The sequence below is a fragment of the Zhongshania aquimaris genome (assembly GCF_019312595.1).
Lineage (GTDB): Bacteria > Pseudomonadota > Gammaproteobacteria > Pseudomonadales > Spongiibacteraceae > Spongiibacter > Spongiibacter aquimaris.
Genome location: NZ_JAHWDQ010000004.1, coordinates 309,082 through 329,418, shown reverse-complemented (window position 1 = coordinate 329,418; position 20,337 = coordinate 309,082). Strand labels below are relative to the sequence as shown.

The following is a 20,337-nucleotide window of genomic DNA, read 5'->3' as shown; positions in this document are numbered from 1 at the left end:
AAATGAAACAATGGCTAAAGCGCAGTTTGTGGGTGGGCTTGGCAGTGTTACTGATCTTTGTAGCGGTAGCCTATTATCAGGTGCGCTCCATGGGGCTCATCCCACGTTACGACTACGATACTGAAGCGCCAAATCTACCGGCATTTAGTCGACCCGCGGTGCTGGTATTCACCAAGACCAACGGCTTTATTCATAAAGAGGCGATTCCTGTCGCTAAGTCGGTGTTGTCCACATTAATTACTGAACAGGGTTGGCAGGCCTATCTCACTGATAATGCGGCTGTGCATTCTCCGGAGTTGCTCGCTCAGTTCGATCTAATCATTTGGAATAACGTGTCTGGTGACGTACTTACTGAGCTCCAGCGCGACGCATTGCGGCAGTGGTTGGAGGGCGGCGGTGGCTGGTTGGGTATTCACGCCTCCGGGGGAGACCATAGTTACCGCTGGCAATGGTATGTCGACACCTTGGTGGGTGCGCAGTTTATCGGTCATACCATGCATCCACAATTTCAGGATGCTGATGTGCTGGTGGCTGATCCGGCCTCGCCGATAACCCAGCACCTGCCTTCTCCTTGGCTGGTAGCCGACGAAGAATGGTACGCCTTTGCGGCGAATCCCCGCGACAAAGGCTATGAGATTTTGCTGACTGTTGATGAGTCTTCATACCAGGTGAAGGGCGACAATCTGTTCGGCAGCGATCATATGCCGGGCGAGCATCCCATTGCCTGGCGTCATGCGCTGGGCAAGGGGCGGGTGCTGTACAGCGCTATTGGCCATCAGCCTCACACATATAGGCTGGCGGACTATCAGCGGTTTTTGGTAGAGGCAATGCATTGGCTTAGGTCGCCGCAAAAAACTGCGCAGCCGGATCCCGCTAAGGCAGTGCCGACCGTCCGGCGAGAGGGAGAGTTATGACCGCGCGTCGAAAAATCCGTATGGGCATGGTGGGGGGCGGCCCCGGCGCCATGATCGGTCCTATTCATCGTATCGCCGCTCGCTTGGACGGCGAGATTGAACTGGTGTGCGGTGTATTTTCTCGCAACCCTGCGCAGTCGCAGGAGACTGCCGAAAGTTTGTGTCTACCCGCGGAGCGCAGCTACCAAAGCTACACAAGCATGATGACGGCAGAGGCGGCGCTACCTGATGGTGAGCGTATGGACTTTGTCGTGATAGTCACGCCGAACGACAGCCATTTCGCGATTGCAGCGGAGGCGTTAAAGCACGGGTTTCATGTGCTCAGTGACAAACCTGCAACGCGCTCCTTGCATGAGGCGGAGCAGTTGGCGGAGCAGCTGCAGAAGACCGGTTTACTCTATGGGCTGACCCACACCTACGCCGGCTATCCAATGATAAAGCAGGCGCGAAGTCTTGTTGCTAGTGGTGCGCTGGGTGAGGTGCGCAAAGTATTAGTGGAGTATCCGCAAGGTTGGTTGGCACAGTCCGGTGTTGAAGCCGAAAGCAAACAAGCGGCGTGGCGGCTTGATCCTGCGCAGGCGGGAATAAGCAGCTGCGTCGGGGATATTGGTTCGCATGCTGCGCAGCTAAGTGAGTACGTTTGCGGCGAGCCTATCGCAGCGATTTGCGCTGATCTCAATGCGGTGGTTGAAGGTCGAGAAATGGACGATGACGCAACCGTATTACTGCGTTTTGAAAATGGTGCACGCGGTGTGTTAATCGCCAGCCAAATCTGCGCTGGTGAAGAAAATAATCTACGGCTGCGTGTGTATGGCGACAAAGGTGGCTTGGATTGGCAGCAACACGAACCAAATACACTGTGCCTGAAATGGGCTGATCGCCCTGCGCAGATACTGCGTGCAGGTGGGCCGGGGCTGTCACCGCTTGCCCTAGCCAACAGCCGCACACCGGCAGGCCATCCAGAAGGCTATTTAGAGGCATTCGCCAATCACTACCGAAATTTTGCCGGCCAGGTGCGTGCGCGACTGGAGGGCCGAGATGCCACCGAAGTTGAGCGCGATGTGCCCGGTATAGCAGATGCTCTGCGTGGTATGCGGTTTATCGAGGCGACAGTTGCGGCGTCGCAATCCACCCAGAAGTGGCATCACTTGCAAGCCATTGCGGCACTGGAGAATAAATAATGAAAGGTCCAGCTATTTTTCTTGCTCAATTTGCAGGCAGTGAAGCTCCCTTTGATACCTTGGAAGGTCTTTGCGCATGGGCTAAAGAATTGGGTTATGAGGGGGTGCAGCTTCCGAGTTTTGAGAGCAGCTTAATTGATCTGTCAGTGGCGGCGGAAAGCCAAGATTACTGCGATGAACTCAAGGGTCGAATAGCGTCTGCAGGTCTGCAGATTTCTGAACTGTCGACCCACCTTCAGGGCCAGTTAGTGGCTGTGCACCCAGCGTACGACCAATTGATGGACGGATTTGCTCCCGCTGAGTTGCGGGGCAATCCAGTCGCGCGGCAGACGTGGGCGGTAAATCAATTGAAGTTGGCGGCCAAAGCCAGTCAGCGCCTAGGGCTGACTGCTCACGCTACGTTTTCCGGCGCGTTGCTATGGCATACCTTTTATCCGTGGCCCCAACGTCCAGCAGGTTTAGTAGAGGCTGGATTTGCAGAGTTGGGCAAACGCTGGCGTCCGATTCTTGATGCCTTCGACGAGGCGGGGGTGGATTGCTGCTTCGAAATTCATCCCGGTGAAGATTTGCACGACGGCGCAAGTTTTGAGCGTTTTCTCGAAGCCGTCGATCATCATCCGCGGGCAAATATACTCTACGATCCCAGCCATTTACTACTTCAGCAAATGGACTATCTCGCCTTTATCGATTTGTATCACTCGCGGATTAAAGCATTCCATGTGAAAGATGCCGAGTTTCGACCCAATGGTCGCAGTGGTGTTTACGGCGGTTATGACAATTGGGTGGACCGCCCCGGCCGCTTCCGCTCACCCGGCGACGGGCAGATCGACTTCAAGGCGATATTCAGTAAATTCGCCCAATACGGCTATGACGGATGGGCGGTGTTGGAATGGGAGTGTTGTCTGAAGCATCCAGAAGACGGCGCTCGGGAAGGGGCGCCCTTTATTCGCGATCACATGATACGCCTCACTGATCGCGCCTTTGATGATTTCGCGGGCACGGGCGGCGACGACGCATTCAATCGCCAAGTGCTGGGGATCGAACCGAATTAATAAAGCCGCTTTGGCGGCAGCATAATGATAATAAGGGGTTGTTTCTATGGGTGAAGCGTTGGATCGTAAACGGCTTTTTCTGGTCGGTAATTTGTCGATATTTATGATCGGCTTAGGCTTTGCTGTGCGCGCTAGTATCGCGTCTGACATTCAGGCTGATATTTTTAATCAGATGAACTTGGCGCGCTCTGCCGCGCTGGTCGGCGAAGTGTTGGGGGCGACCTTTATCGGTTTTGCACTAACCCTTTTATTTGGTAGCGCGCTGGTCGACAAAGTTGGAATGCGAGCCATGATGCTCTTTTCTGCATTGGGGTATATCGGCGGCAGCCTGGCTGTCGCTATCGCCTCTTTCATGCCGCTTAGCGGAATAACGTATTGGTTAATTTACATAGGGTTTTTATTGACGGGCTTGGGTTGGGGCGCGGTGGAGGCGGCAAGCAATCCGATGATCACTGCGGTGTATCCAGATGAAAAAACCCGACGTTTGAATATACTTCACGCATGGTGGCCTGCGGGCATTGTCGTTGGCGGGCTGGCCGGCTTAGCATTTTCTGCACTCGACTTACCGTGGCAAGTAAATTTACTGATGCTGATAGTGCCCGGATTACTGCTGGCATATCTCACACTCTCTACCATTTTTCCAGAGTCAGAGCGGGTGCAATCGGGGGTTTCCTACGGTGATATGTTTCGCGAATTGTTTCGCGCACCCAGCTACTTCATTTGGTTCTTTGCAATGATGATAACTGCTGCTACCGAACTGGCGCCCGGTCAGTGGGTAGATTTGGCGTTGACCAATATTGTCGGAATGCAGGGCATTTGGGTGTTAATTTACGTCAGTACGCTGATGTTTGTGATGAGGCATTTTGCGGGCGCCATCGCTAAATATGTATCGTCAGTCGGCTTGTTGTTTTGCAGTTGTGTATTGGCGGCTATAGGCCTGTACGCGCTCAGTATCTCTAAGTCCCCGCTGGCCGCTTTTGCCGCAGCGACGGTGTGGGGAATGGGGGTGTGCTTTTTATATCCCACCATGTTGTCTGTTGTCAGCGAGCGATATACGCGTGGCGGCGCTTTATTTTTAGGTTTGACCGGCTTTGCCGGTGGGCTTTCTATTCAATTTTTATTGCCGAAAATGGGCGCAATTTTCGATACCGCAAAAATAGAAGCGGCCGGTGGTGTAGCGCGTTTGGCGAACTTGGAGGGGGCAGAGATGCTTGCCGTGTTGAGGTATGCATCCGTAGAATCATTTCAATCGGTCGCCATCTTGCCCCTGTTGCTCCTACCGGTATTTGGCATGGTTTGGTGGCGCGATCGCCTTACAGCGGCGTACAAAAATGACAGTGCGACATAGCCTGAACGTCGTCACTGAAGGAATCACATGGTAACCATTAAAGACGTCGCCAAACTGGCGGGGGTGTCGATCGCGACGGTATCGCGCTCGCTGGCCGAGCCAGACAAGGTGTCGGAAAAAACCCGAAATAAAGTCATTCAGGCGGTCGAGAAAAGTGGCTATGTTGCAAACACTTTGGCTCAAAATTTTCGCCGGCGCAGAAGTAACACCGTACTCGTGTTAGTGCCAGACATCGCCAATCCGTTCTTTGCCAATATTATTCAAGGTATCGAACGAGTCGCTCGGCAATTTAAGTACCGAGTGCTTTTAGGTGATACTCAGGGCTACGACGAGAATGAGCGTATTTACAGTGATCTAGTTTCTCACAAACAAGCTGATGGCATTATTTGTCTCGGTCGAAATATTCCCTTCCCGTATCGCAAAGGTCGACAGTCGCTCGACCCCGCCTGGCCGCCTTTTGTTATGGCCTGTGAGTACCATCGAGATATTCCCGTTCCGGCAGTGGGTATAGATAATGTCGCTGCGGCGGAGGTGGGGGTTCGCCATTTACTAAGCTTGGGGCATCGTCATATAGCCTATATTGATGGCCCCGAAGACTCTATTCTTTGTGAGGACAGGCTTCAGGGTTACAAAAATGCCCTTAAGTCCAGTCAGCTTCGTTATGAAAAGGGCTTGGTCGTGCAGGGCGACTTTACTTTAGCATCGGGTTATCGTGCTATGACCACGCTGTTGCAAAGGAAGCAGCGTCCGAGTGCGGTGTTTTGTGCGAACGACGAAATGGCGATTGGTGCTATGCAAGCCTGTCGCGACGCCGGATGTGAGTTGCCCGGGGATATCTCCGTTCTGGGTTTCGATGACATCGTTTTTGCTGAGTACACCAGTCCGCGTCTAACGACAATTCATCAGCCCCGCAATGAAATAGGCGAGCGGGCAATGACGCTGCTGCTCGATATTTTGTCTGGCGCAAGCCCAGCTGCCAACCGCGTTATTTTGCCGTTTAGCCTCGAGTTAAGAGATTCTACAAAACGTCTTGAATAAGTTTCAAATAAATTTAAAACGACACTACCCTGAAATTCACCTTAGACCCCTTTAGGTTTGGCTGGGTGTTAGTGCGTGTTGGCATGGATTATTCAGCATGCGAGCCGACTCAGGCGCTATTCAGTGGGGCGACGGTGAGCTGCGTCTTTCGGGGTTGGGTTAAATTTGAGTGCTGTGTGAAAACACTGCAGATAGCGATAACTGTCGGATCTCAGAAATTGCAGAGCGTCACACTGTATAAAATCGAAAGACATAGGTTTCCGTTTGATACTACTGTGACTTCTCTCCCCGCTCGCTGGCCCAAAACACGCCTTTTAATTTCGCGACGCCAGCTTTGCGCGCAGCTATGGCGAGTTTATGTGCCTTTTTCTCGCCGTATTGTTGGAAAGAGAATGTTGCCTTGCCGAAGGTGCCTGGTTTTTCTCCGGGCCAGTGTGCCTCCCAGTACCAGAGCTCTTTAATACAATTATTTTTTAGTTTGTATCTCTTCGCGTAGCTGTAAACCCCAGTAATACCTGACTTATTATTACTGCGCTGGATATTACACATTGCTTGACGCGTAGTGGGTGGATACTTATCTATGATCTCATCGCGGAAGACTTTCGCCGCAGCCAGGGCTTTGCGCTTGCCCTTATAGGTTTTATCGGGGAAATTCTTGACGTGCATCTTGTTCTGTCTACGCAGGCTGACCCGCCACGCATGTGTGCGATGGTAGTCATCATCAATTCGAGTTATGCCGTACATGGCTTTGCTTTTTGGCATGAGGTTCCGTGTTGTGTGCTGAATCAATATCGGCGTGATTATATCAACATGTACAGGATAGGTTTAATACCTTGGGCATATAAATTACCTAAAAAATGGCAAAAGACCCTATTCAGGCACTTGTTGTTTGCGCAAAAGATGGTTTATAGCTCTATACACCACGCTTTATCACGCTGGACTCTATAGTCGTGATTTGTTCATTTGCGACAAGGTCTCGCTTGAGTCAGCGATGTCATTCCATAAACGGCGCCCTGAATAGCATCAAAATCGCGAGCTAAGCTAGTATTCACAATGCAAAATTCAGGATTTCGCTCACAGGTCGTAAGAAGAGATAGGAAGTGCGCGATGGCCTGTGATCGCATAAATCTCAGGGTAAGGGGTAAGGATGTGGCTGATTTTTATTGAACTAAATATAGTTGCTCCGACTTGCACAGAAAGATAGCCATAAAAAAGGTCGCTGTCTGTGCAAGTCAGAGCTATTACAAATGAATAAAAACTTAACTGTGCCGCCCGCGTTTCGACGTTTTCTATTAGAACGCTTATAACCGCGAATTAATTTGCGGCCTCAGCGTTGGCTAATAATGGTGCGCTTTCGGTGGGTGTAGCATAGGATTCTCGCAGTTTTCGCTTCAGTATTTTCCCGCCTGCGTTGCGCGGAATACTATCGATAAAGACAATGAGTTTAGGTACCTTAAATCCGGATAGATACTCGCGAGTGAATTCTGATATCTCTGAGGCATTCACCTGTGATTTTACAACGAGTAGTGCCAGAACAATCTCGCCCCATTTTTCGTGAGGTGCGCCGATGACAGCGGCGTCGGCAACAGCTGGGTGTCGCATGAGGACGGATTCAACCTCCAGGGACGATATATTCTCACCACCTGAAACGATGATGTCCTTCAGTCTGTCGACAACAAAAAGATAGCCTCGCTCGTCGATACGGCCGATGTCGCCAGTGAGCAAATAGCCATTCTGGATAGCTTCATTTGTAGCCTCTGGATTATTCCAGTACCCCTTCATAACCAGGTCAGATTTTACTCTTATTTCGCCTATCGCCCCCTGGGCGACTTCACTGCCATCTGGGGCGCATATTTGAATATGGCTTCCAATGATAGGATGACCCGCCGAGCCAAACAGTGAAGAATCCCTTGAGTCGAAAATTTCTTTGTGAGCTCTCGCGCCAAGCATCGATATAACACTATGGGTTTCAGTCATTCCATAAATCTGTACAAAATCACATGCGAAGTGCTGACGCCCTGCGCGCAGTACCGGCTCACTTATTGGCGAAGCACCATAAATAATACTTTTTAGGCTGCGATAGTCATAATTCTTTCCGTCACCCAATGACGTGCAAGCTTGGATCATTGCGGGAACTAGCGTCGCATGTTCAAGCTCTTCGGAGCTTATCAGTTCACACGCCGCCTGGGGATTAAACTCACTTCTCAATATCAACCTTGCGCCTTTGCTTAGGCACAGCAATGAGATGAAGATGCCACCTACATGAAACAGCGGCAGCGTTTGATACATTTTTTCATTGGGTAGAATAGCGATATCAAAGGTAAGTGAAATTGCTATTAGCTGGGATACACAATTTCCTTCGGTCAGCACTACTCCTTTAGGGAAACCACTGGTGCCGGAGGTATACACTTGAAGGTAGTCCCGCCGGGGTGTAAAGAGCAGCTCATTTTTCTCGACGGACTGTTCCGATAACCAGCGAGCAAAACATAGCCCAATTTCAGGATTACTACTCGATTTATCTTTTAGAATAAATACGTTTTGGCACTCGATGTCGCCCAGCAGGGTAGCGGTTTCTTCGTCCATGATGACGCACTTAGATTGAGCATCATCGATGATCCAGCAAAGTTCGCTGCGGGTAAGCCTGCGGTTGATGGGAACAATAACGGGGCCACCAAGTAATGCCGCCGCTAAGAGAACGAGCGTCTCGTAGCGGTTTTTGCAGATCAGTGAGATACGATCATTCTGAGTTAAACCCAGTGATCTAAACCCGTTTACTGCTTGCCAGGCATTCATTTGTAAGCGTGCAAAACTGTAACTACCATTTTCGTCGGCCACTGCAATGTCATGGGGGCGCGTTTCGCAGTAGAAATTAATTGACGAAAAGGGATGAATACCGGAAGTCATTGTTAGCCTCCCATCAACGAAATTAGCCGACGAGCGATATTTCCATACGGCGGGTAAAGAAGCTTAATACCGGTGAAACGCCCGATTCCGCGCTGTCTGAAGACCGGCTTCATATGAGAAAAAGTGGTGAATCCTTCCTTGCCGTGATATGACCCAAATCCACTGGAGCCAACTCCCCCGAACGGTTGTGCGGCTTGCAGATACTGCATCATCACGTCGTTAATAGTCACTCCTCCGGCGTGGGTAGATTCCAGCACCTGTTCTTGCAGGCGACGTGAATTGGAAAATAAATACAGAGCAAGCGGTCTTTCTCTTTCATTAACAAATGAAATTGCCTCATCGGTTGATGCGACTTCAATGATTGGGAAGATAGGACCGAAAATCTCTTCCTTCATAACGCGACTATTGAGATTCGGGTTGATCACCAGCGTGAGTGGAAACTTGCGGCTTGCGATGTGTGCAGGGGTCGGGTCTTCCATGCGGATAATGGTGGCACCTTCAGCTTCAGCCTCATTGACTAAGGTCGTCAAGCGATCGTAGTTTGCGGTGTTGATTATTGATGTGTAGTCCTTAGAGGAGATACCCTCCGGAAAATGGTTGCGAAAGTGCCTGCTTATCCACACCTTAAAGTTTTCAGTACTTCCCTTTGGGAGCAAGGCGTAATCAGGCGCGATACACGTTTGGCCAGCGTTATAGGTTTTTCCCCAGAGTACCCGCTTTGCAAATTCATCAATAGGGTATTGGTCGTGGACTATGACCGGGCTTTTTCCGCCCAGCTCTAGCGTAACGGGGGTTAGATTTTTAGCGGCGGCCGCCATAACGAAACGTCCAACACGTGTTGAGCCGGTGAACATTAAGTGATCGAATGGCAGTGCCGAAAAGGCGGCTGCGGCATCCGCTTCACCGCCCACGATAGAAATGTGATCGTTGTCGAATACGCTGGAGATAATTTTTCGAAGTACGTTTTCTGAGGCTGGCGTGCATTCAGACATTTTGACTATGCAGCGATTGCCCGCAGCGATAGCAGATGCTAAGCCAGAAACAGCAATGTTTATAGGATAATTCCACGGAACAATAATGCCGACCACGCCGCGCGGTTGAGGGGCGATTTTGTTCTCGCCGGGCAAAAACCAAATACCGGTTCCGCGCGATCGTGTTCGCATCCAGCTCGCCAAATGTCGGCTTGCGTACTCGATATTACCAACACTATTGCTGATCTCAGACAGTCTGGTTTCTTCCGTGCAGCGACTGCCAAAGTCCTTGGATAGTGCGGCAATGATGTCGTCACTGTTGTCCGTTAGCGCCTCTTTAAGTGCTTTAAGCTGGCGCCTTCTCTCGTTTAAAGAGGGAAACTTATTGTTCTCAAACGCGGCTTTCTGTTGATGAAAGGTCGAGATAAAGTCATAGGGCATGTCGGCGCTCGCCGGCCGGTCATTCAAATTTAATATGCTCATACGTTCTCCGTTTCTCAATGGTGAGTAAAATGGCGGTGGTTCTAATTGCTGCCGGAGGTGTTAGTCAGAAGGTTCGGCGCGGAGCATCGAAATAACGGCGTAGAACAGAGTTACTGCGCCAATTAAGGCCGGGAAAAACGCGAGCGCGCCGGCTAAGCTCGCTTCACCGAGGACATTTGACTCAAGCGTCAATCCGCGATTGGGCGCGAACATGCCAAAAAGATAAAACATAAAGTTGGCCCATACAGCTATTATTGTCCCCATAAAAACGCGAAAGCCTTGGGTATCGTTTAGATACACGGCACGCATTGCGCATCCAAGGGCTACCGCCATAATGCCATTCATCATCATCCCGATATGCACGGTGCGCCAGCCAGCGGTGCTACCTGGCACGGTGAACTCGATAAGAACGGGGATGGGGCTGAGGGACGCGCCGCCGAGCATAGAGAAAATAAGTACAAAGCCAGTTACTAAGGAAACCAAGATGGCTGCTAGCCCGTGGCGTATTAAGCTAATTGAATAGTGACGTTGCATTTTGTAGCCCCATTTGATGTCGTATAGACCGAATTCACAATAGCTCTGCGATTAACGGAGCTGCTTGTGTCGTTTGTATTGTTATTACTGAGGCCTATCCTACATAAGTTTCCAGGTTTGCAACCCGATCAAAGTGTCGGGATTGATATATTTTTATTAGTCAATCATAGTTGTACGAATTTTGGGCGCCGCTGCGTGATACGTGGCTTGGGTAGCCGTAATTGGGGATTGTGCCGGCATTGGCGTGGGTGACTCGCCAGCGATTTGGCGGGCGCGCGATGGTAAAACTTTGCTGCGGCGTGTCAGTGAATCAATGCAATGTCAGTGTCGATAGTAAGTTTGATGCGCTGAATCACATTTTTAGTGACTAAAATGTGTTCGGATTGTCAGCGGACGGTTTTTTGGCAAAGCGAATGACTACCACCTGTGCTGTACGGCATAAAAATTCACCTTAGGTGGATTAATAATAAGGATAATATTTTGTGGATGAAGTTGGGTTAACATTTAGTCAGTTTCAAATTCTCGAAACGAAGCTTAAGCCGCCTAGTATAAGAGCAGAGGCGCTTACGAGAGATCAGTTATCTCAGCGCGCAGTGTGTGACACATCAGGCACGGGTTTGCTGACTATTGTGGCTTCCGCTGGCTCGGGTAAGAGCACCTTGATGGCCGAGCTGTTTAGTAACTCCGAAAAGAACAGTAAGTATTGTTGTTGGTTGAGTTTGGATGAGGACGACAATGAGTCATCTATTTTTTATAAGTACCTCATAGCCAGCATATACAATCTAGATCCCAAGAGCGCTACTCGTGAATTGGCCTTTCTTAAGGCAAACCCCTCCAGGAATTACAACGCCCTATTTGACTCGCTGTTAGCCAGAATAATATCGATTAAAAGCAAATTCGTTCTGTTTGTAGATGATTTTCAGTTCATCGATAACCCGGATATCGTTCGATTTTGGAATAAACTGATTACCAATACGCCTGCGAATATGTGCGTGGTGATTGCGAGTCGAAACGCTTTGCCGCTCGATCTAAGTCGTCGCCAGGTTTCGGGGATGATAACGGAAGTAAAACAGGAAAAACTCAATTTAACGGCCAGTGAAATCGTCAAGTATTTACAGAGTATCCATAATATTGAGTGCTCTATTGAGTCGGCGGAAACCCTACATAGATCTACCGAAGGGTGGGTGGCTGGTATTCAGCTAGCTGCCCTGGCTATGTCAAATTCCACTGAATCGGTGACGACATTTATTGAAGGATTTACGGGAAAGGACAAATCACTAACAGAGTACCTGTTAAAGACCGTGCTGGGGGGCTTGCCCTCAGAAGTGCGAGAGTTCCTTTTACTTACCTCCCCCTTAATTCGATTCTCCGCCAGTCTTTGCAACCATGTTAGTCATTTGGCTAATGGCCACGCAATGCTGGATTATCTGGATAAGAATAATCTTTTCATCGTAAGCGAGGATCGCGAAGCGGTTTGGTTTAGATACCATCATTTATTCGCTGATTTTCTGCGATCAGAGCTTAAAAAGGTGAATCCGGCTAAGTATAAAGAGGTCTGCATTAACGCGGCTAAATGGTGCGAAAATGAAGACATGCTTACCGAGGCAATACAGTATTATTTAACATCGAAAAGTTTTGAAAAGGCGGCGGATTTAATAACGACTAGAGCGCCAGATTTTGCCTTACTGCGGGGAGATCACTATACCGTACTCGATTGGATGCGCCGTTTGCCGGCAGAATACCATGCCAATCGTCCAAGACTTTTACTGGTGCATGCATGGTCTAGTGCATTTAGTCGCGATCCTGAAAACGCAGTCGACCTTTGCCGGAAAGTATTGGCCGGATTGGCGGATCCCAGCTTGTTCTTGTGGTCACTAAGTGATGTTGATAAAGACGAGTGTTATTGGCGGGCCAAATCGACAGAGGCGATTGCGACAGTATGCGCGGATGAATTAGTGACTAGCTCCGCACTGTGCGAGAGTGCGCTGAGTGAAATCCCTTCGACGGAATTTTTTAATATCTCATCTATCCATAATTGCTTGGGTTACGCATTGCTCGGCCGGCGAGAATACCTGAAAAGCGTGCATCATGCGGCAGAGGGATACAAGTACAGCATTAAGGCGGGCTCTAATTACGCGTCTTTATGGGCAGAATTCGTAGAAGGTGTCGCAAATATTGAAATGGGTAAGCTGCGGATGGCTTTTGAAAGTGCATCAAAAGCATCTTATAAAGCAGGACCAATAGATGACAATAATATATATCTTTGTGCAATGGCGGATTTCATTCACACCGATATTAATGTGCAAAAATGTAACTTTAATCTCGTTAAGAGAAATTCCTACTATGGTCGCTCCTTTCTCTCTCTTTACGGCCCAGTTGAGCCATTGTTACTGGCATTTCGCAATGAAGCGCGACAGTTGGCGTGGGCTGGAAGTTTAGATCTAGCACGCCAGGTCTTACATCAGGGGCAAGAAACCGCGTTAACGACCAATCAGCCACGCTTGCATTTTGGCTTAGTCGCAGAGGAGATTGAACTTCAGATTTGGGATAATCAGACCGCGGCGGCAAGGGAGACTGCGCTGCGAAATGATTTCTTCAATATTCAGAAAGAGGATGTGCCGGAAGAGCTAATACCCGCTTTTTCGGACACCTCGCAACTACTTCTCGCTCGCTTGTATCTAGCTGAAAATAAGGTCGAAGAGGCCTACAAAATCATTGTGAAGCTCATCAATTTAACCCAGATGAAGTACAGCGAGAGCATGCGCCAGTTGTATACCTTGCGAACAATGAAAGCAGTAGCACTATGGCAACTTGGCAGTAAAAAAGAGAGTGCCAGGGAATTGGATAAAGTCATCACTGCGGCCTGCTTAGAAGATCACGCTTATCCAATTGTTGTGTCTGGGCGCCGAGTTGTGCCTATCTTGGAGGAAATGCAAGCCAAGCGCGCCAATGGAATTTTAAGTGGCGAGCTTAGTGTAAAGCATGAGTTTGTAGACCGGCTGCTCCGTCTTTTAAATGGTGATGCGAGAGATACGGTCGGCGATAGCAAATCTGAGTCGTATGAAGGGGATAGCTGCGAGTTGACTAACCGCGAAGTGGATATACTTAAGTTAGTTGGTGCGGGAATGACTAACAATGATATTGCACGAGAGTTAATGCTATCAATTGCGACGGTTAAATGGCATCTCCATAATGTTTATCAGAAAGTCGAAGTGCGTAGCAGAACTGCAGCGGCAGCCTACGCGAGAAAGATAAATCTTATCTGATTCAAACCGCGCTCTATCTGAGCTAGATAGTCAGTATCTGAGCAAGTTTAGCTTTAGAGGCTAGCGTTTTATCAGCTCGATAGAGGGGGTTTGCCCTCCTTTTTAAGAAAATCACCATATTTATTGCTTATTTTAAGCATAATGGTTGCGAATAAAGTTTGTCGTAACTGATTGATATGTAATGTTTTTGTTGTGTTTATGTGCGTGCTACCCAACCTTTAGGTGTGGGTGTGGTTTTATAAACTTACTAAACCCCATCTATCGGTTTGTCTTGGTTCCATTTGATTGTGTAATCCTAGCAACATAAGAACTAAGGAGAGTAGCCATGAATACACTTTCTTGTGGTCATCCAATGGATGGCTTTCCGGTGCGTCCCCTTCAATTTGATTTGAATAAAGTCGAATTTAACGACCCGTTGTGGAGCCGAACTAAGCCAGAATTCTCATTATTCATTAATTCGCTGGGAGTGCATGTTCCGTATTTTGAGCGCTACCTGGTGAGAGCATTATCTTTGGCTAAAAAGCTTATAAAAGACGAGTCGCTACTGCGCGACGTGTCCGCCATTATCGGTCAAGAAGGTCATCACGCCAAAAATTTTATTTCCGTAAATCAGTGGTTGTCAAAAAGATATCCTGAAATTGAGTACTACGATAAGCGAGCGCGAAAGTACTTTTCGGACCATGCAAAGAATGACGATATGAGGCGCTTACTCGGCTTCACTGCAGGATATGAGACATTCACATTCCTTGGCGGAATCATCATTTTAGACAAGCACGAAGAGTGGTTTAAGGACAGCGACGGCGTGATGAAAGCCTTGTGGATGTGGCACCAGGTTGAAGAAGTTGAGCATGGAGCGGTGGCATTCGACGTCTATAAATATTTGTATGGCGAATTTGAGTGGTATCGAAAATGGATGGTGTTGTCAGCCTTGGTGCATATCGCAAAAGAAACCATTGAATGCTATTGGTCGATGGCAAAAGTAGAGGGTTGGCTAAGAAACCCCTTTGTGGCCACCCAAAAAATGTGTTTCTGCTTTACTACTTTGGGGCGATTCCTTAAGTCAGCACTGCCTGTATTCAAAAGAGATTATCACCCAAGGCTGCACCCAAAAGTGAATACGATCCAAAATCCAATCCAAATTGCCTGGCGCCGATACGAGAAAGGTGGAGGTGATGTGCTTGAGATCGACCGTCAGCGCATGGCCGAAATAATGAACGTGGCGTAACACCAAAAGTAATTCGAATTTAATTCAGTAACTTTAGCTGGGAATGATATTTAGGTGAAAAGTAATTCAGAAAAAGTGGATATTATATTTATAGAAAGTAGTGGTGTGGAAAAAACGGTATCTGCAAGTGTTGGTGTAAGTCTTATGTCGGTTGCTAAAGACAATATGATTGAGGGAATCGACGCTGATTGCGGCGGGTGCTGTGCTTGCGGTACCTGCCGAATATACGCCGAAACTAATATCGATGGGTTATTTCCCGACCCGGATGAAATGGAGTCGGCCATGTTGGAGTTTGCTGCAGACGATGGTTCGGCGCAAAGATTAAGTTGCCAGTTAGAAGTGGGCGCGGCGTTTTCAGGTTTACGTGTGCGCGTGGTGGTCTGATCTAGAGCGCGGCTTGATGATGAGAATAGTAATAATAAAGTATAAAAATATAGGGTCTAACAATGGATAATTATCGATTTCGTATTGCTGCATGGGTGATGCGTAACAGATTGATAGCGGTATTTTGTTTTGTTTGCATTACCGTGTTTTTTGCTGTGGGAATGCGTGGGCTAACCATAAAAACCATATTCTCGGATTTACTACCTAAAGATGATCCCTACGTTCAGGTGTTTAGCGATCATCCTAATTTCGGTAATCCCTTAACTGTAACGGTTATGATTAAGCGCACGACCGGCGATATTTATAATGCCGATACATTGCGTAAAGTATGGGAGTTTACTCGCGCGATAGATCTGGTGCCTGGAATTAACCACGACTCACTTATCTCAATAGCGACTGAGAAAGCGCGTTACGCAGAAGCTACGCCAAATGGCGTAGATATGCGTCCCTTGATGGAAGACACCGTGCCATCTTCGCAGGCTGCACTGGATGATTTTCGTCGCCGAGTTGAGCAAAGCCCCAATGTCCGCACCTTCTACGTTTCAGGTGATGAAACGGCGACCATCATCACGGCTGCATTCTTGGAAAATCTCCTGGATTATGATGTTGTTTTTTCATCAGTACAGGAATTGGCAGCTAAATATCGCGATGATAATCATGAGGTATATGTGGTTGGGCAGCCTATCCTGACGGGTTGGGTTTATAAGCTGCAAGAACAAACATACATGATATTTGGCATTACATTGCTGGCCTTGGTTGTCGCGCTGGCTTTGTACATGCGTAATATTGCCGGTACTTTAACGCCCATTATTTGCAGTTCGGTAGCAGCAGTTTGGGGTTTTGGCTTGGTGGGGTGGATATCCGCGCCGATAGAGCCCTTGTTGATGATTGTTCCACTGCTATTGGTTGCCAGATCCTTCTCACACTGTGTTCAGTTTAGTGAAAGATACTACGAGATTTATGCACATCTAAAGGATAAAAGGAAATCTGCCGAAGTAGCAATGGGCGTCATGATGGCACCCTCAATTCTGGGGGTTATCACCGATGCTTTAGGCATCATATTTATCGCCCTGGCGCCAATACCTGCAATGGAACGATTTGCTTTGTTCTGTGGATTCTGGGCGATTTGTATCATTCCGACCGGGGTCTTCTTAATATCAATTGTACTGTCATACTTGCCGACGCCACGAAATATTGAACGTCTTTCGTCTCAGGATGACACCAGGGGTGTTCAGGCTCTACAGCTTAAAACTCTGCGTATACTAGCAAAATGCACACACGGTAAAGCTGCGCGAGTTACAACCGTTGTCACCGCTTTAGTTGGCGTGGTTGCTATTGTTATTGCAATGAGAATTGAAATCGGAAATCCGGTTGAGGGTTCCAATCTCCTGTGGGAAGACTCTGAATACAATACTGCTATCCGGGCGATCAATAATCACTTTCCGGGTGTGAATACGCTGGAGATAATTCTCGAAGCCAAAACCCGTGATGTCAGTAATCGTGTTGCCAGGACACCGGAAGTAGTGCGAGTTGCCTTGGAAATCCAGTCGCTAGTAGAAAATGATCCGGTATTGTCCCCGCGAGCAACGCTGTCATTTGCCGATTATATGATGGAGGCAAATCGTCTGTTTTCCGGCGGGGATCCGAAATGGCTGCCGCTGGATCCGACGGTTTCAGCTATTCGAGCGGCGGGAACGGCGGTGGTCTTTGGGACTAACCCAGTGAACTTCTCGCATATATCAGATTATGAATTTCAAAACTCAACAATATCACTTTGGTACAAAGACAATAAGCAGGAAACCGTTGATGCCGCGCTGGCTAGTGCGCAGCATGCTGTTGATAAAGTTGGTGCCGATCATCCTGAGTTCACGGTAAGAATGGGCTCCGGAACTATTGCGCTGCAACAAGCTATGAACTCCGTTGTTAGCCGGTATCACTGGGTGATTTTAGCGCTACTGAATCTCGCTATTTTTGGGGTTGTTGCCTTTGCTTATAGATCCTTTGTCGCCGCAGTCATTGTTCTAATCCCGGTAAATTTATCCAACTTCATGCTCTCCGCAACAATGCATATTCTGGGCATTGGCCTGGATATTAACTCCGTGATGGTTGCCGTTCTCGGTGTCGGAGTGGGGATAGATTACGGAATTTATCTTATGTCGAGAATATGTGAGGAATACTCAGAGGACGTGGGTTGGGCGAGCGCAATTACAACGTCCATTACTACTACGGGTAAAGCAATTATGTTTACAGCATCAATCATGCTGCTAGGAATAATGCCTTGGTATCTGCTTTCGGATCTTAAGTTTATGGCAGATATGGGCTTGCTTCTGGTGGCGATAATGTTGATTAACATGATTCTGTCGCTAGTCGTGCTGCCGCTATTGATTTGGCTTATTAAGCCTAGGTTTGCGACACGAGATGATCTTATGGTTGGCGAAAGTATAGATCTAAGTATTTTCACCAGGCAATTAGAAGAAGTAAGCGAAGTTAAGAATAAGGTTTATCCATCAAAAGGTAATGTCGATCTAGTAATTAATTAGTTGCGAAGATAATTATTTCTATAATAAGTGAGAGGATTTGATTAATGATAATTAAAAAATATGACCACAATTATGGCCGTCGTCAACTTCTTAAGAACATGGCGGTTGGTGCGGCCGCTGGTGTGCTTATGCCATTGGATAAGCTTTTCGCCGCAGGTGCGGACCTCGCTAAGGCCTATCCTGACGAAATAATGTCAATAGACATGTATACCAAGGGAAAAATTAACACTGGAGATTACTTAACAGCAGATAACGTAGACATTGTTAAGGAGTTGCTAGATCCCATTGTGTTTGACCAAATTAAAACCATGGGGCGTAGAATAAAGATTAGACCTACGACCACGGATTTCAGTGTCATGTTTCCGGCGGAGTTTCATGCAAAAACCATTGAGAATATGAACAATGGTGTTACGGCAATTTTTGACAAGCAGGGTAATGTAATCACCAAAGACGGTAAAAACTGGACCGGTGGATTGCCCTTCCCAAGTCCAAAAACCGGCGCGGAAATTCAGGCGAATCTTGCGATGAGCTGGGGGCGTGCCGATTACAATCAATACGCTATCAACGATACGGTTTTCAATCCCGACGGCACCAAGGCCTACGATTACGAATTTATCTGGGCTGAACTTCAAGTGCAGGCGAGGTTAGATGGTACCGTATTCAGAAACATGAAAGACCTGCTGCGTTTCCAGACTGTTTATTTTACGTCTACTCAGGATGTTGCCGGCAGTTCATTCCTTTCAACGTGGTATTACGATCAAGCTAAATTCCCGGAACTGTACGGCTACTTGCCACAGTTCCGCAGAGTTAGACAGTTCCCAACCAATCAGCGTTTTGAGCCGCTTATTCCAGGTGTCACCTGGTTCTTGTCTGATCCGTGGGCGGCAGGTGACCCGATGCTGACATGGGGTGATTACAAAGTCATAGAGCGCAAACCGATGCTTGGTGGTTTCAATGCCAAGTGGAATGGCGATGACGAGAACTGGCGTGCGGGAACGCATGGTGGGCCGAACGGAGATACCTTTTGGGACACCGATTATGAACTGTCACCCGAGGTCGCAATTCTCGAATCTAAGCCAGTGGGTTACCCACGTGCGCCAGTAGGGCGACGTCTGGCATACATCGATATGCGCAATAATATGTACTGCGGAAACATACGATTTGATCGTCAAGACAAGCCGTGGGTTAACTTTGAAACTAACTTTGGGCAATACAAACTCGGCGACAAGGTTGTATTGGGACCAGATGGAAAATCCCCGGCGTGGTCGTGGATAAACATTCACTCCTTTGATGCGCAAACTCGTCGTATGAGTCGCGCGGCACACCAGAAGGAAAATAAAGGCGGCCATAAATCGGAGTTCAGCTTCGACCATGATAAGGCATATAGCCGCTTCTTTACCCAGCAAGCACTGCAGCGCCTAGGTCAGGTGTAATTGTTTGGCCGCAGTTAGCGCTGCGGCGTTTTTTAAGGTGCTATAGAAATGATAAGTAAATTGAAGAAGTGCTGGGTACTGTTAATGGTTGTGATTGCGGCCTCCAGTGTTGTCGTCGCCGAGAATATTACCGCGAGCTTGATTGTTGGCGGAACACCGCATCAGGCGCTGTTTGATGTCACGTTAAACGGTCGAGATGGTTTTGCCGTTGGTGCCGGTGGCCAAATTTTTCGAACCGATGACGGCGGCAAAACCTGGCTTCTGGAGCTTAATGATAGTGCGCTTTCGCTATTGGGAGTGAGCTTTAGTGGTGCCAATGCGGTTGCCGTCGGTCAGTTCGGCGTCATTCTAGTCCGCAACAGCGAAGGTCACTGGCACAAGGTTGAAAGTGGCACACAGGAACGAATTTTTAATGTCGATATGAATCGTAAGGGACAGGTCGTGGCCGTCGGTGCATTTGGACTGATCCTTAATTCCTCTGACCGCGGTGAGACCTGGAAAGACGTATCGCCGGATTGGAGTGACAAATTTTATGACCCGGATATGCGTCTTGGCGGACTATTTGAGCCAAATATATACGGTGTTCAGATAAATGAAGAAGGGAAATCCTGGGTCGCCGGGGAGCTGTCCCTGGTAATGGTGTCCGAGGATGCTGGTGAGAACTGGGTTGTTAAGCACGCCGGCGGTAGCTCGGAGAACGGCGTTTCCTCCACTTTGTCCGCCATTACGATTCGCGATGACGGCACAGCGTTCGCGGTTGGCCAAGAGGGCTACGTTCTCAAAAGTCTTAATGACGGCGACACATGGGATGTCGTAAAACCCGCCACGCACCAAAATCTTTTAGGGGTTTCATCCCTTCATTCCGGCTTGGTTGTTGCGCCGGGAATGAGAGAAATATTGCTAAGTTATGACGATGGCGAGAGTTGGACATCCGTAAAGGGCCTGGATGTCAATACAGGTTGGTACGGGGCGGTTGCCATATCGGCTGACACCGAGGATGTGATTGTGGTCGGTAATAACTCAAACATTATAAAAATAAATTATAGAAGATAGTTTTAAAAACG

Annotated in this window: 15 protein-coding genes; 11 read left to right on the top strand and 4 right to left on the bottom strand. The window is 48.3% G+C overall.

Annotated features, from left to right (window positions below; genetic code table 11):
• Positions 1-2 precede the first annotated feature (2 nt).
• From KXJ70_RS15830 to KXJ70_RS15810, 5 genes are read left to right on the top strand one after another with little or no spacing between them, the layout of a single operon-like run.
• Positions 3-914 (top strand): ThuA domain-containing protein, encoded by a 912-nt coding sequence (locus KXJ70_RS15830; protein ID WP_219044502.1) that lies wholly within the window; start codon positions 3-5, stop codon positions 912-914.
• Positions 911-2,095, top strand: a complete 1,185-nt coding sequence (locus KXJ70_RS15825) for a Gfo/Idh/MocA family protein (protein ID WP_255558517.1) — start codon at positions 911-913, stop codon at positions 2,093-2,095. The genes KXJ70_RS15830 and KXJ70_RS15825 overlap by 4 nt, the downstream gene beginning before the upstream one ends.
• Positions 2,095-3,147, top strand: a complete 1,053-nt coding sequence (locus KXJ70_RS15820) for a sugar phosphate isomerase/epimerase family protein (RefSeq protein WP_219044501.1) — start codon at positions 2,095-2,097, stop codon at positions 3,145-3,147. Before KXJ70_RS15825 ends, KXJ70_RS15820 begins: the two co-directional genes overlap by 1 nt.
• A 46-nt stretch (positions 3,148-3,193) precedes the next feature.
• Positions 3,194-4,495 (top strand): MFS transporter, encoded by a 1,302-nt coding sequence (locus KXJ70_RS15815; RefSeq protein WP_219044500.1) that lies wholly within the window; start codon positions 3,194-3,196, stop codon positions 4,493-4,495.
• Positions 4,496-4,522: 27 nt separating this feature from the next.
• On the top strand, positions 4,523-5,533 hold the full coding sequence (locus KXJ70_RS15810) for a LacI family DNA-binding transcriptional regulator (RefSeq protein ID WP_219044499.1): 1,011 nt from the start codon (positions 4,523-4,525) through the stop codon (positions 5,531-5,533).
• 270 nt (positions 5,534-5,803) lie between these two features.
• Here the strand turns inward: KXJ70_RS15810 and KXJ70_RS15805 are convergent, their stop codons facing one another.
• From KXJ70_RS15805 to KXJ70_RS15790, 4 genes are all read right to left on the bottom strand, one after another.
• The gene (locus KXJ70_RS15805; RefSeq protein ID WP_219044498.1) at positions 5,804-6,295 is read right to left on the bottom strand and encodes an AP2 domain-containing protein; all 492 of its coding nucleotides are present in this window, start codon (positions 6,293-6,295) and stop codon (positions 5,804-5,806) included.
• A gap of 552 nt (positions 6,296-6,847) precedes the next feature.
• The gene (locus KXJ70_RS15800; protein WP_219044497.1) at positions 6,848-8,437 is read right to left on the bottom strand and encodes a class I adenylate-forming enzyme family protein; all 1,590 of its coding nucleotides are present in this window, start codon (positions 8,435-8,437) and stop codon (positions 6,848-6,850) included.
• A 2-nt stretch (positions 8,438-8,439) separates the two neighbouring features.
• Positions 8,440-9,891, bottom strand: a complete 1,452-nt coding sequence (locus KXJ70_RS15795) for an aldehyde dehydrogenase family protein (protein ID WP_219044496.1) — start codon at positions 9,889-9,891, stop codon at positions 8,440-8,442.
• Between the two features lie 60 nt (positions 9,892-9,951).
• On the bottom strand, positions 9,952-10,425 hold the full coding sequence (locus KXJ70_RS15790) for a styrene oxide isomerase (protein ID WP_219044495.1): 474 nt from the start codon (positions 10,423-10,425) through the stop codon (positions 9,952-9,954).
• A 482-nt stretch (positions 10,426-10,907) separates the two neighbouring features.
• On the opposite strand from KXJ70_RS15790, the gene KXJ70_RS19610 reads away from it, so the two are divergent.
• The 6 genes from KXJ70_RS19610 to KXJ70_RS15760 all read left to right on the top strand — a co-directional run bounded on the left by KXJ70_RS19610 (position 10,908) and on the right by KXJ70_RS15760 (position 20,326).
• Positions 10,908-13,691: a winged helix-turn-helix domain-containing protein gene (locus tag KXJ70_RS19610; RefSeq protein WP_219044494.1), complete on the top strand. Its 2,784-nt coding sequence runs from the start codon at positions 10,908-10,910 to the stop codon at positions 13,689-13,691.
• A 325-nt stretch (positions 13,692-14,016) separates the two neighbouring features.
• Entirely contained in the window at positions 14,017-14,916 is a 900-nt protein-coding gene (locus KXJ70_RS15780) for a metal-dependent hydrolase (RefSeq protein WP_219044493.1), read from the top strand.
• 54 nt (positions 14,917-14,970) lie between these two features.
• Positions 14,971-15,300, top strand: a complete 330-nt coding sequence (locus KXJ70_RS15775) for a 2Fe-2S iron-sulfur cluster-binding family protein (RefSeq protein ID WP_219044492.1) — start codon at positions 14,971-14,973, stop codon at positions 15,298-15,300.
• A 62-nt stretch (positions 15,301-15,362) separates the two neighbouring features.
• Positions 15,363-17,840, top strand: a complete 2,478-nt coding sequence (locus tag KXJ70_RS15770) for an efflux RND transporter permease subunit (protein ID WP_219044491.1) — start codon at positions 15,363-15,365, stop codon at positions 17,838-17,840.
• A gap of 44 nt (positions 17,841-17,884) precedes the next feature.
• On the top strand, positions 17,885-19,273 hold the full coding sequence (locus KXJ70_RS15765; protein WP_219044490.1) for a DUF1329 domain-containing protein: 1,389 nt from the start codon (positions 17,885-17,887) through the stop codon (positions 19,271-19,273).
• Between the two features lie 48 nt (positions 19,274-19,321).
• Complete coding sequence (locus KXJ70_RS15760; RefSeq protein WP_219044489.1) at positions 19,322-20,326, top strand: WD40/YVTN/BNR-like repeat-containing protein; 1,005 nt, start codon at positions 19,322-19,324, stop codon at positions 20,324-20,326.
• Positions 20,327-20,337 lie beyond the last annotated feature (11 nt).